The following is a 12257-nucleotide window of genomic DNA, read 5'->3' as shown; positions in this document are numbered from 1 at the left end:
ACTTATATGACCAGCTGCAATCCTGCAACTTCTGCCTGTCGTTATTGTCAGCACTACCAGCCAGAAGGACGACGAGGAGGTAAGTGTCAGATTCTCGAAGTGCCAGTTCAGGGCAATTGGAAAGCTTGTAGTTTAGCTGTAACTGCTTTTGCTTCTAATTGGGAAAGTTTAGTAGAAGAAATGATGTCTTTGACTTCTGCTTCAGTGCTTGCTGCGGCTCCTGTCGCAACTACTCTCAAACTGCCTGAGCCTGAGTTATTAGAAACAGAGTTCAGTCACGTTCGGATTCAGAGACAGCAACAGGCGTTACTAGCATAGCTGTATCTTTACGTAACGATCTTTCCGCTCCGGCTGAATACACCAAAGACGTAATTTAAACCTAATTTAATTTAAAAAAATTCAATTAATCATTTTAAAGCCTACATCGCATCCCAATTTCAGTGGTGCGATTTTTTTATTGAACTAGATTAAAAGTTGTAGAGACATAGTTATGGTGCGTCTCTACAACTTAAGATTAAGGCAACCAAGGATATTGGCGAAAATCTGGTTGGCGCTTTTCTAAAAATGCCTGCTTGCCTTCGGTTCCTTCTTCTGTCATGTAGTAGAGTAAAGTGGCGTTACCAGCCAGTTCTTGTAAGCCTGCTTGTCCGTCACAATCGGCATTAAAAGCAGCTTTGAGACAGCGGATTGCCAAGGGACTTTTTTGTAAAATTTCACTTGCCCATTGAATTCCTTCTGTTTCTAGTTGTTCGACGGGAACGACGCAGTTAACTAAACCCATTTCTAAGGCTTCGGTAGCATTATATTGACGGCAAAGAAACCAAATTTCTCGCGCTTTTTTCTGTCCGACAATTCGCGCCAGATAGCTAGCCCCAAACCCACCATCAAAACTCCCAACTTTGGGACCTGTCTGTCCGAATATGGCATTATCAGCGGCGATAGTGAGGTCGCAAACGACGTGCAGGACGTGTCCCCCCCCAATCGCATATCCCGCTACCAAAGCAATGACAACTTTGGGCATGGAACGAATTAGGCGTTGCAAATCTAAGACATTTAAGCGGGGAGTTCCTTCATCATCGACATAGCCAGCTTTACCCCTAACGCTTTGGTCGCCGCCCGCACAGAAGGCATATTTACCATCTGTATGAGGTCCAGCACCCATGAGCAAAATAACGCCGATGTTCCTGTCTTCCCGCGCATCGCAAAATGCATCGTACATTTCAAAGATGGTTTTGGGACGAAAGGCATTGCGTTTATGGGGACGGTTGATGGTGATTTTGGCAATTCCGTCTGTTTTGTGATAGAGGATATCTTCGTAGGTTTTGGCAGTTTGCCAGTTAACTTGCATGGGTTTAAGGTGCGATCGCATTTTATCGCTTGAACTATGGCTTGAAAATTTTATCTTAGTATCTGGCGTTAGCGGAGCTAAACGAAGTTAGGCTGCTTCAGGTTACTGCCCAGACAGTACTTGGAGGTTATTAGGTGAGGCGATCGCTCTCTAACTGCCTCGCATATCATCACGATTTGACTCCCTTTGTGTCGTTTTCCGTGCCAAGCCCAGAAATGCTCTTACTGCTGGAGAGGAATCATGCTGCCGCCAAGCCAGATAAAGTCCGGTTTTAGGGATCTGTTCCTGCAAGGGTCTGTAAATGACTCCGCTTCTGTGGAAGTTTTGCAAGGAGGCGGGAACGATCGCAATGCCCAGTCCTGCTGCAACTAAGCCGACGATAGTTTGCATCTGAACTGCCTCTTGAGCCACTTGCGGACGAAATCCAGCTTGTTGACACATGTTAATAATCTGCTCGTAAAAGACGGGTCCCATTTTGGCAGGAAATAGAATAAATGATTCCGAAGCCAATGTGGAGAGAGACAATTGAGTCTGGGCAGACAACGGATGGGTTTGTGGCAACGCCAAGACCAATGATTCTGGCAAAAAGCACTCCACACTCAAACCTGGCTCGCTGATGGCAGAACGAACAATGCCGATATCAACCTGTTTGTGATGCAGAGCTTGAATTTGCTCTTGCGTCGTCAGTTCATGCAATTGTAGTTCTACAGCCGGAAACTGTTCTCGAAAGACCCTTAAAATCTCTGGTAGTAACGTATACATTGCAGAGTCAACAAAGCCGATCGCTAACCGTCCAATCTCACCCCGCCCGATCCGTTGTGTCACTGCGATCGCCTGGTCGAGTTGCGCTAACACTCCATAGGAGCGCTCTAAAAACACTTTGCCTGCTTCAGTCAGATGCACTTGCCGCTTCGTTCTCTCAAATAGCTTGACTCCTAGTTCATCTTCCAAACCGCGAATCTGCTGACTTAAGGGGGGTTGGGAAATGCACAACCGCTGGGCTGCTCGACTAAAATGCAGCTCCTCAGCCACCGCGATGAAGTAGTGCAGATGCCGTAGTTCTATCACACTTATATGTCTAACCTATTAATCTTAGTCAAATATATATTGGACAGTCACATGAGTGTCTCCTATCGTAAGAAATATGAGGCGCGTCTCATCATTTTTGTATTAGGGAAAACAAATGAACTGGGACAAGAATCCTGTCGCTCCTAAAGTTTGGTTGATTACAGGACATACACCCACTAAAGCTCAAGATTTCAGTCAGGAGAGAGGCAAATGATTCGACTCGACGATCGAGTAGCCATTATCACGGGCAGTGGACGCGGTTTAGGAGCAGCCTATGCCCGTTTGCTGGCAGCAAGAGGGGCGCGAGTCGTGGTTCACGACGCAGGCGTTAACAAAGAGGGGACGGGTTCCGATCCAACGGTGGCAGCTGATATCGCCAACAACATTCGAGAAATAGGTGGAGTGGCGATCGCCAGTGACGTACTCCTGAATAGTCGAGACGACTGCCGCAGCCTAGTAGAAATGACAATAGAAAAGTTCGATCGCCTCGATATCTTAATCCACAATGCTGGATGGGTTGCTTATCAGTCAATCCAAGACCTGTCACCTGATTTTCTAGAACGCGCCATCAACATCAACATAGAAGCACCAACTTGGTTGTCTCAAGCTGCCTTTCCCAGGATGAAGCAACAACACTATGGACGGATTGTGTTGACGACTTCGGATCGAGCGATTTATCAGCAATATGCTCTGGGCGGTCTTGCAGCTTACGCGATGGGAAAAATGGCACAGATAGGTCTAATGAACGTGCTGGCGGTTGAAGGCAAAGAGCATGGCATTCTGGTGAATGCGATTTCGCCAGTTGCCAAAACGCGGATGTGGAATGTCCAGGATGAACCAGAAGATTTACGACCAGAGCAAGTGGCTCCAGGAGTTTTATATCTCGCTTCTGGTGAATGCCGAGAGTCTGGATTTATCTTAAGGGCAAGCAATGGTCAATTCACAGCCGTGCGCCCCATTGAGCGATCCAACGTGAACTATCCATTCAACCTTGCCGCTGTTGAAAGTTTTACTGCGGAGGATTTGGCTACTCGCTGGCAGGAGATTGCTGCGGATGTTGCGTTTTAAGGAGGAGGCTTGTACTTCGAGATGGGATGTAGGGAAACAATCGAGATGATTGGTAGGGGCGTAGTTGAAAGGATGTGGGGAAGGGGCGATCGCTTCTTTTAAGGGGAATTATAAGAGTCTACGTTTTAAAAGTCCCCCTTGTTAAGGGGGATTTAGGGGGATCGTTAATCTTGTTTCATCCAGCTGAACATGGCGCGTAAATCTTTGCCAACTTCCTCAATTGGATGTTCGGCTTCTTGACGGCGCGTGGCAGTAAATCCAGGTTTACCAGCTTGGTTTTCTAACACGAATTCCCGTGCAAATTGACCAGATTGAATTTCTTGCAGCACTTTCTTCATTTCTGCTTTCGTCTGGTCGGTGACGATACGGGGACCGCGAGTATAATCGCCATATTCGGCAGTGTTGGAAATGCTATCGCGCATTTTTGCCAAACCACCTTCGACAATCAAGTCAACAATTAACTTGACTTCATGCAGACATTCAAAATATGCCAATTCTGGTTGATAACCAGCATCAACTAAAGTTTCAAAACCTGCTTTAATTAGCGCACTCAAACCACCACACAATACTGCTTGTTCGCCAAATAAATCGGTTTCCGTCTCTTCTCTAAATGTGGTTTCGAGAATCCCAGCGCGAGTCCCACCGATACCTTTAGCATATGCCATAGCGCGATCGCGGGCTTGTCCGCTAGCATCCTGATATACGGCAAACAAACAGGGTACGCCTTGTCCTTGTTCGTATGTCCGCCGTACCAAATGCCCTGGTCCCTTCGGTGCAATCATGACGACATCTACATCCGTAGGAGGCACGACCTGAGCAAAATGAATGTTGAATCCGTGGGCAAAAGCTAAGACTTTACCTTCTTTCAGATGCGGTTCAATTTCTTGCTTGTAGACGCTTTTTTGCACTTCGTCCGGCAGCAGAATCATAATTAAGTCTGCTTTTTGTGCTGCCTCAGCCACTGGATATACTGTTAAGCCCGCAGCTTTTGCCTTTTCTGCTGACTTGCTGCCAGGATACAGTCCAACTATGACATTTATACCACTATCTTTGAGATTGAGGGCGTGGGCATGACCTTGAGAGCCGTAGCCGATGATTGCAACTGTTTTTTGCGCTAATAAATCTAAATTGGCATCTGTGTCATAGTACATCCGAGCCATAACAACAACTCTCCTTGGGGGCAAGCATCTAAAGTCTGCAAACTTTCTATGATACCTGAAAAGGGGTAATTGGTAATGGGTAATTGGTAATTGGTAATAAATTTGACTTTTGTACGGGCGGGTTTTGCCAAAAAATCTTTTGGAATTGATAGAAAACTCAGCTAAACCCGCCCGTACCAATTTTTAACTTTTGACTTTTTATCCCTTACCCCTTGGTTGATGATGTTCGTGCCAGTGACGGGCAATGTCGATGCGGCGACAGAGCCAAACGCGATCGCGCTGCTGAATATAATCGAGAAAACGTGCTAAAGCCGCAGTCCTACCAGGTCTACCAACAAGGCGACAATGCAACCCAATACTCATCATTTTGGGGGCTGTTTCTCCCTCGGCGTACAAAACATCAAAAGCATCGCGCAGATAGGCAAAGAATTGATCGCCTGAATTAAACCCTTGCGCCGTCGCAAAACGCATGTCGTTGTTGTCTAAAGTATAAGGAATGACGAGATGGGGTTTGCCATAGTCATGCACCCAGTAAGGCAAATCGTCGGCATAACTGTCGGAGTCGTAGAGAAACCCGCCCTCTTCTACTACCAACTTGCGAGTATGGGGGCTATTGCGTCCCGTATACCAGCCGAGGGGACGGCTTCCCGTTGCTTGGGTATGAATGGCGATCGCTTTTTGTAAATGTTCTCGTTCTAAATCCTCGCCAAAATATTTATAGTCAATCCAGCGATAGCCGTGACTGGCAATTTCCCAATCTGCTTCTTGCATGGCGGCTACTGCTTCGGGGTTGCGTTCTAACGCCATCGCTACCCCATATACCGTAACGGGAATGCCTCGTTGCGTAAACAGCCGATACAGCCGCCAAAACCCCGCCCGACTGCCATATTCATACATCGACTCAATATTCATGTGCCGCGCCCCTGCTAAAGGTTCTGCGCCAATAATTTCTGACAGAAAGGCTTCAGAAGCCATATCTCCATGTAGAATGCAGTTCTCTCCACCTTCTTCGTAGTTAATCACAAATTGAACCGCTACGCGGGCTTGTCCTTGCCATTTGGGATCGGGAGGGGTACGACCGTAACCAATTAAATCGCGGGGATATGGTGTAGGCATTGTGTCTGTGTACTCATACGAGAAATTTCAGCGGAAGCGATCGTCCTTATTTTCAACGATAGTACTCGCGACCTAGAGAAAAAAATCGGCAAAATAGAGGGAGCAACGATTTACACCAAACCAAAAAATACTAAACAAACAACCGCCAAATGAATGTTACCCCCACACCGCTAGAACCAGATGCACTAGAACCAGCTACATTCAGCCACGTTCCTGTATTGAGCCGAGAGTTAATCGCTGGTTTGGCGGTGCGAGCGGGGGGACACTATTTAGATGCTACCGTCGGAGGTGGGGGTCATAGTCGGCTAATTTTGCAAGCTGCACCAGATGTGAAGCTAACAGCACTCGATCGCGATGCAGCCGCGATCGCCGCAGCCCAATCTCAACTAGCAGAATTTGGCGATCGAGTACAATTTTTACGGAGTAATTTCGCGACTTACACCCCTCAAACCGCAACTTTTGATGGTATTATCGCCGATTTAGGTGTAAGTTCATACCAATTTGATACAGCGGCAAGAGGCTTTAGTTTTCGCCATGATGCGCCTCTAGATATGCGTATGGACGATCGCCAATCGCTGACAGCGGCGGCAGCGATTAACACCTGGGATGAAAAAAAACTAGCAGATATTTTCTTTCATTACGGCGAGGAAAGATTTTCACGCCGGATTGCGCGGCGGATTGTGGAAAAACGCCCGTTTCATACGACGACAGAACTAGCTGCTGCGATCGCCTCTGCTGTTCCTGGTGCATATCGTCATGGAAGGATCCACCCTGCTACCCGCGTGTTTCAAGCATTGCGAATTGCTATAAATGACGAACTAACCTCCCTTGAACATTTCCTGCAACTAGCACCAACTTGGCTCAAACCAGGGGGAAGTCTTATCGTTATTAGTTTTCACAGTTTAGAAGATCGGATTGTCAAAAATGCCTTCCGAGCGTCCGAGCTATTACAAATTATTACTAAAAAACCACTCATTGCCCAAACAGATGAACTAGCCCAAAATCCTCGCTCTCGCTCAGCTAAGTTACGAATAGCAACAAGAAGAGATGGTAATGGGTAATGGGTAGTTGGTAGTTGATTGTCAGTCGTCAGTTGTCAGTGAAGAAAGGATGTGGGGTGTGGGGTGTAAAGATTTTAAATTTCTTTCTCCCTCAGCTTCCTCAGCTCCCAATCGCTCCCTCAGCTCTCTTTTCCCTTAGCTTGATTTTCGATGCGATCGTTCACAAATCCTTCACATCTTTTGCCTAAGCTCTAAACTAATTGGACTCAAGAGCTACAAAATGCAGGTTTGATGAGGGATATTCAAACTCCGCGATCGCATACAAAGGAAAACAAGTCATATGGATTCAGGCTGGAAACATAAAACTAAATTTCCGCTTCGTTTATATCTCAAACAACTATTTTTTGGTTCTCTAGATAAAGTTATTCTCAGCCCTACTGCTTTTTGGTATGCGTACCAGATCGAGCTTTTAGAGAAATGTTGGCTACAAGATATAAGCCAGCAATTAGAAGACTATTTATATGATAATTGGGACTTCTTTTTAATTGAAAACCACTGGGACTTTTATTGGATGTATCAAGTAGAACGCTGTTGGGAACGAGATTGCATAGAATTTTTAGAAAATTGTTGGCTGCAAGAAGAATAAAGTCAAAAGTTAAAAGTCACAAGTCAAAATCGAGGAGACAGGCGACAAAAGACAGAAGTTATGACTAACCACCGATCGTTGGTCACCGAGCGCTACTCACTTCCCAATAACTACAAATTGCCCAAAAGGAATGAATTAGAATGAGAATTCTCAAAGTTCAAACATTGCGGGGTCCAAACTACTGGAGCATTCGCCGCCATCAACTAGTTGCCATGCAACTAGACTTGCAAGAATTGGCAGAAAAACCATCTAATGAAATTCCAGGTTTTTACAAGGGTTTAGTTGAAGCACTACCCAGCTTAGAGGGACATTTCTGTTCTCCTGGGTGTCGCGGCGGCTTCCTAATGCGGCTACGAGAAGGCACGATGATGGGTCATGTAGTCGAACACGTAGCCTTAGAACTACAAGAACTAGCAGGAATGCCAGCAGGCTTCGGACGTACCCGCGAGACGGCTACTGCTGGGGTTTATCACGTTGTATTTGAGTACGCAAACGAACAAGCCGGACGCTATGCAGCCCGTGCCGCTGTAAGGCTGTGTCAAAGTATTGTGGATCTGGGATACTATCCCAAATCGGAACTAGAACGAGATCTTCAAGATCTCAAAGCACTTCACCAAGATGCGGCTTTGGGTCCTAGCACAGAAGCAATTATTCAAGCAGCAGAGGCGCGAGATATTCCTTGGATGCAACTCGGGGCGCGTTATTTAATTCAACTCGGCTATGGCAAACGGCAGAAGCGCATACAGGCAACTTTAAGCGGCAACACGGGTCTTTTAGGTGTCGAACTTGCCTCTGATAAAGAAGCTACTAAATATATTCTCAGCAATGCTGGCGTACCCGTTCCTAGAGGTACGGCGATCGATTATTTTGACGAACTAGAAGATGCGATCGCCTCTGTTGGTGGTTATCCCATCGTTATCAAACCGCTAGACGGCAACCACGGTAGAGGCATTACACTCGATATTCAAACCTGGGAAGCCGCAGAAGCCGCCTATGATGCAGCCAAAGCAGTTTCTCGCTCCATTATTGTCGAGCGCTACTATCAAGGGCGCGACCATCGCGTAGTTGTAGTTGATGGTAAAGTTGTTGCGGTTGCCGAACGCATTCCCGCTCATGTTGTGGGAGATGGTAGGAGTACGATTGAGGAATTAATCGAAATTATCAATCAAGACCCCGATCGCGGCGACGGACACGATAATATCCTCACCCGCATTCAGCTCGATCGCAATAGCGATCGCCTCTTAGCACAACAGGGCTACAGCTTAGATAGTATTCTAGACCGAGATGAAATTTGCTATCTACGAGCTACAGCAAACCTTAGCACTGGTGGTATTGCTGGCGATCGCACTGATGAAATTCACCCCGAAAACATTTGGCTAGCGCAACGTGTAGCAAAAATTATCGGTCTAGATATTGCCGGAATCGATATTGTTACCCCAGATATCAGCCGTCCTTTGCGAGAAGTGGGTGGCGTAGTGGTAGAAGTGAATGCCGCGCCTGGTTTTCGGATGCATACCCATCCCAGCCAGGGTAAGCCTCGCGATGTTGCAGGGGCAGTTGTCAATATGCTGTTTCCTCCAGGTAAATCCAGCCGCGTTCCCATCCTTGCTGTCACCGGAACTAATGGCAAAACCACAACCACGCGCTTACTTGCCCACATCGTCAAACAAACTGGTAAAACTGTTGGTTACACCACAACCGACGGGACGTATATCGGCGATTGTTTAGTCGATCGAGGCGATAATACAGGTCCTCAAAGCGCCCAGTTAATTCTACAAGACCCCACGGTAGAAGTTGCTGTATTAGAAGCAGCACGAGGCGGAATTTTGCGCTCTGGTTTGGGATTCAATGCCTGTGATGTCGGAATTATTTTGAACGTAGCTGCCGATCATTTAGGAATTGGCGATATTAATACAGTCGAGCAACTAGCTCACCTCAAGAGTGTAGTTGCAGAAACCGTATTTCCCCACGGCTATGCTATTCTCAACGCTGACGATCCTTTAGTTGCAGCAATGGCAAAACGGGTGAAAGCTCAAATAGCCTACTTTTCACTCAACCCAAATAATCCCATCGTGCGAGAACACGCTCGACATGGCGGCTTAGCGGCAGTCCATGAAGACGGTTATTTGTCAATATTGCAAGGAGAAATCAAACTACGACTCGAACAAGCAGTCAACGTACCGCTAACGATGGGCGGACGCGCCAACTTTGCGATCGCCAATGCCTTAGCTGCGAGTTTGGCAGCATTTACCCAAAAAATCCCCTTGGGACAGATTAAAGCTGGATTGCAGACATTTCAACCATCTGCCAGCCAAACCCCAGGTAGGATGAATTTATTTGAGTTAGGCGATTATCACGCATTAGTTGACTACGCCCACAACCCCCATAGTTACGAAGCATTGGGTAGCTTTGTCCGCAACTGGCAAGGAGAACGGATCGGCGTAGTTGGTGGACCTGGCGATCGCCGCGACGAAGACTTCATCACCTTGGGCAAACTCGCTGCCGAAATGTTTGACTTTATTATCGTCAAAGAAGACGACGATACGCGCGGTCGTCCCCGTGGCGATGCCGCAGACTTAATCGAAAAAGGCATCCGTCAAGCCAATTCCAACTGTCGCTATGAATCCATTTTGGCAGAGACAAGAGCTATTAACACCGCTCTTGACATGGCTTCCCGTGGTAGTTTAGTAGTCGTCCTCCCCGAAAGCGTCAGTCGTGCCATTCATTTGATTGAAGCGCGAAAGAGTGGCTAGTGACTAGTGGCTAGTGGCTACCGACCTCTTTTCACGCACCACGCACCACTCACTACACCCTACACCCTACACCCCACACCCCACACCCCAAGTTATGACCCCTCAACCCGCCCTTCTCGTTCTTGCCGATGGTACTGCTTATCATGGTTTATCTTTCGGTGCTACTGGTACTACTGTTGGCGAAGTCGTGTTTAATACTGGCATGACTGGGTATCAAGAAGTCTTAACCGATCCCAGTTATCGCGGTCAGATCGTCACGTTTACCTACCCCGAATTGGGAAATACGGGCGTGAATACAGATGATGAAGAATCAGATCGCCCGCAAGTGAAAGGTGCGATCGCCAAAAATGTCTGTTACCGTCCTAGCAATTGGCGCTCTACTGGCAGTTTGCCTGACTACCTCAAACAGCACAACATCCCTGGAATTTACGGCATCGATACCCGCGCCTTAGTCCGCAAGATCCGCGAAGTAGGATCGATGAATGGCGCTATTTCTACAGAAATTCTTGACGAAGCAGAGTTATTGCAACTCGTCCTCGCTGCCCCCAGTATGGCAGGATTAAACTTGGTCAGTGAAGTTACCACATCCACTGCTTATGAGTGGGCTGGAACTACTGATTCTGTATGGGAATTTAAACCAGTATCCCCAGATGGCGAGACTCTCACCGTTGTTGCCATTGACTTTGGCATCAAACGCAATATTCTGCGGCGACTAGCGAGTTATGGCTGTCGCGTCATTGTCGTTCCTGCTAATACGCCACCAGAAGAAATTCTGAAATACAATCCCGACGGCATCTTTCTTTCCAATGGACCTGGTGACCCCGCCGCCGTTGCCGAAGGACTTGAAACGACAAAAGCCCTTCTTTCAGCCCAGAAACCAATATTTGGTATTTGCATGGGACATCAAATACTAGGTCGGGCGTTAGGGGCAGAAACCTTCAAGCTAAAATTCGGTCATCGCGGTTTGAATCAACCTGCTGGCTTACAAAGGCAAGTCGAAATTACCAGTCAAAATCACGGCTTTGCGATTGATGTGGATTCCATTCCCGCAGATGTCGAAATTACTCATCTCAATTTAAACGATCGCACCGTAGCAGGGTTGCGCCACAAATCCCTACCTCTATTCTCAGTCCAATACCACCCTGAAGCTAGCCCTGGTCCCCACGACGCAGATTACTTATTTGCCAATTTCGTCGAATCCATGCGCCAGTCACGCACTGTAGGAGTGTAAAAGTCAAAAGTTAAAAGTCAAAAGTTAAAAGTCAAAAATCAGAAGTGTTTCACTAGTTGTTAACACTGATAACTGTTAACTGATTCTTGATTGGAGTAGCTAAATACTTAGCGATCGCACTTACCATAGTCCGAGGACACTGGGGAGGCATAGTTTGCCGAAACGACTGATAATAATCTTGACGCGATTCTTCAAATAGACACCGCAGTTCCACCAACGGATTCTCATGGCGATCGACACGCAAATCCAGATAGGGATAAACATCTTGATGCACCACATACAGCGCTGCCGATTGCCGTCCTCGCTTATCTCCCCCAGCCGCCTCGCCAGCCTCCAAAGCATGTAACAGGCGATCGCAAAACTCCATTTCCGCTTTGGCTTGATAGGCATCTGCCATCGCTATCAAAACTTGTTCGCCTACCAGCATATTTCCGGCTACAGAAAAGTAGGGATATGTCAAGTGTCCCGCCCAACCAACGCAATCTTCACCCGTCCAAGCTGCCGTATGACCTTGGCGATCTACCAAATGTAGCTGACGCTGGTGACAATTGAGATCGTCTTGCAGCAAAAGCTGTAATGTATCTTCAGCCGAAACTCCATGTTCTAGCAATTGCAGGCTGCAAATTCCCAACAACGGGTTAGTTTGACCTTGAGTCGCGATCGCCCCTATAGTTGCCTTAGCATGAGGTACGAGCGCCCCTACAGCCAGATGCTTAGTTGCCACTGCTACCCCAGTCATTTGCGTTGCTGCATCCCAAGCCACAATTGAGAAGGTCATAATTCCAGAGCGCCCGCTAGTCAAGTCACGTACATGAATGTTATTCCCAAATAACATTTATTTGCGATCGCTTACTGTTTTGGATTTA

The 12257-nt window shown here is 47.1% G+C and carries 11 protein-coding genes; 6 read left to right on the top strand and 5 right to left on the bottom strand.

Annotated elements, in window-relative coordinates; genetic code table 11:
* Positions 1 to 6: 6 nt before the first annotated feature.
* A complete protein-coding gene (locus H6G17_RS01665; RefSeq protein ID WP_192153898.1) occupies positions 7 to 318 on the top strand; it encodes a hypothetical protein in 312 nt (103 codons plus the stop codon).
* Positions 319 to 514: 196 nt separating this feature from the next.
* Here H6G17_RS01665 and menB read toward each other — a convergent pair whose 3' ends face one another.
* Both menB and H6G17_RS01655 read right to left on the bottom strand, forming a co-directional pair.
* Positions 515 to 1348 carry a 1,4-dihydroxy-2-naphthoyl-CoA synthase gene (gene menB / locus H6G17_RS01660; RefSeq protein WP_192153636.1) on the bottom strand — a complete coding sequence of 278 codons (834 nt, stop codon included), beginning with the start codon at positions 1346 to 1348 and terminating at the stop codon, positions 515 to 517.
* A 150-nt stretch (positions 1349 to 1498) separates the two neighbouring features.
* Positions 1499 to 2413: a LysR substrate-binding domain-containing protein gene (locus H6G17_RS01655; RefSeq protein ID WP_192153874.1), complete on the bottom strand. Its 915-nt coding sequence runs from the start codon at positions 2411 to 2413 to the stop codon at positions 1499 to 1501.
* A 213-nt stretch (positions 2414 to 2626) separates the two neighbouring features.
* Between H6G17_RS01655 and H6G17_RS01650 the strand changes: the two genes are divergently transcribed.
* Complete coding sequence (locus H6G17_RS01650; RefSeq protein ID WP_192153635.1) at positions 2627 to 3484, top strand: SDR family NAD(P)-dependent oxidoreductase; 858 nt, start codon at positions 2627 to 2629, stop codon at positions 3482 to 3484.
* 164 nt (positions 3485 to 3648) lie between these two features.
* Here the strand turns inward: H6G17_RS01650 and ilvC are convergent, their stop codons facing one another.
* Positions 3649 to 4644, bottom strand: a complete 996-nt coding sequence (gene ilvC / locus H6G17_RS01645) for a ketol-acid reductoisomerase (protein WP_192153634.1) — start codon at positions 4642 to 4644, stop codon at positions 3649 to 3651.
* A gap of 198 nt (positions 4645 to 4842) precedes the next feature.
* Positions 4843 to 5760: an allantoinase PuuE gene (puuE, locus tag H6G17_RS01640; RefSeq protein WP_192153633.1), complete on the bottom strand. Its 918-nt coding sequence runs from the start codon at positions 5758 to 5760 to the stop codon at positions 4843 to 4845.
* Between the two features lie 149 nt (positions 5761 to 5909).
* On the opposite strand from puuE, the gene rsmH reads away from it, so the two are divergent.
* The 4 genes from rsmH (at position 5910) to carA (ending at position 11391) form a co-directional block, all read left to right on the top strand.
* Positions 5910 to 6821: a 16S rRNA (cytosine(1402)-N(4))-methyltransferase RsmH gene (rsmH, locus tag H6G17_RS01635; RefSeq protein WP_192153632.1), complete on the top strand. Its 912-nt coding sequence runs from the start codon at positions 5910 to 5912 to the stop codon at positions 6819 to 6821.
* Between the two features lie 280 nt (positions 6822 to 7101).
* Entirely contained in the window at positions 7102 to 7407 is a 306-nt protein-coding gene (locus H6G17_RS01630) for a hypothetical protein (protein WP_192153631.1), read from the top strand.
* A 140-nt stretch (positions 7408 to 7547) separates the two neighbouring features.
* Complete coding sequence (gene cphA / locus H6G17_RS01625) at positions 7548 to 10160, top strand: cyanophycin synthetase (protein WP_192153630.1); 2613 nt, start codon at positions 7548 to 7550, stop codon at positions 10158 to 10160.
* A 94-nt stretch (positions 10161 to 10254) separates the two neighbouring features.
* The gene (gene carA / locus H6G17_RS01620) at positions 10255 to 11391 is read left to right on the top strand and encodes a glutamine-hydrolyzing carbamoyl-phosphate synthase small subunit (RefSeq protein WP_192153872.1); all 1137 of its coding nucleotides are present in this window, start codon (positions 10255 to 10257) and stop codon (positions 11389 to 11391) included.
* 52 nt (positions 11392 to 11443) lie between these two features.
* Here the strand turns inward: carA and H6G17_RS01615 are convergent, their stop codons facing one another.
* Entirely contained in the window at positions 11444 to 12169 is a 726-nt protein-coding gene (locus H6G17_RS01615) for a DUF1028 domain-containing protein (RefSeq protein ID WP_192153629.1), read from the bottom strand.
* Positions 12170 to 12257 lie beyond the last annotated feature (88 nt).

Source organism: Chroococcidiopsis sp. [FACHB-1243], from assembly GCF_014696895.1.
GTDB lineage: Bacteria > Cyanobacteriota > Cyanobacteriia > Cyanobacteriales > Chroococcidiopsidaceae > Chroococcidiopsis.
This window is presented reverse-complemented; position numbering and strand designations above follow the sequence as displayed.

What these genes read in the sequence shown, in the direction of transcription:
- H6G17_RS01615 (WP_192153629.1), bottom strand. Translation starts at nt 12,169, where the DNA reads ATGACCTTCTCAATTGTGGCTTGGGATGCAGCAACGCAAATGACTGGG.
- cphA (WP_192153630.1), top strand. Translation starts at nt 7,548, where the DNA reads ATGAGAATTCTCAAAGTTCAAACATTGCGGGGTCCAAACTACTGGAGC.
- puuE (WP_192153633.1), bottom strand. Translation starts at nt 5,760, where the DNA reads ATGCCTACACCATATCCCCGCGATTTAATTGGTTACGGTCGTACCCCT.
- ilvC (WP_192153634.1), bottom strand. Translation starts at nt 4,644, where the DNA reads ATGGCTCGGATGTACTATGACACAGATGCCAATTTAGATTTATTAGCG.
- rsmH (WP_192153632.1), top strand. Translation starts at nt 5,910, where the DNA reads ATGAATGTTACCCCCACACCGCTAGAACCAGATGCACTAGAACCAGCT.
- H6G17_RS01630 (WP_192153631.1), top strand. Translation starts at nt 7,102, where the DNA reads ATGGATTCAGGCTGGAAACATAAAACTAAATTTCCGCTTCGTTTATAT.
- carA (WP_192153872.1), top strand. Translation starts at nt 10,255, where the DNA reads ATGACCCCTCAACCCGCCCTTCTCGTTCTTGCCGATGGTACTGCTTAT.
- H6G17_RS01665 (WP_192153898.1), top strand. Translation starts at nt 7, where the DNA reads ATGACCAGCTGCAATCCTGCAACTTCTGCCTGTCGTTATTGTCAGCAC.
- menB (WP_192153636.1), bottom strand. Translation starts at nt 1,348, where the DNA reads ATGCAAGTTAACTGGCAAACTGCCAAAACCTACGAAGATATCCTCTAT.
- H6G17_RS01650 (WP_192153635.1), top strand. Translation starts at nt 2,627, where the DNA reads ATGATTCGACTCGACGATCGAGTAGCCATTATCACGGGCAGTGGACGC.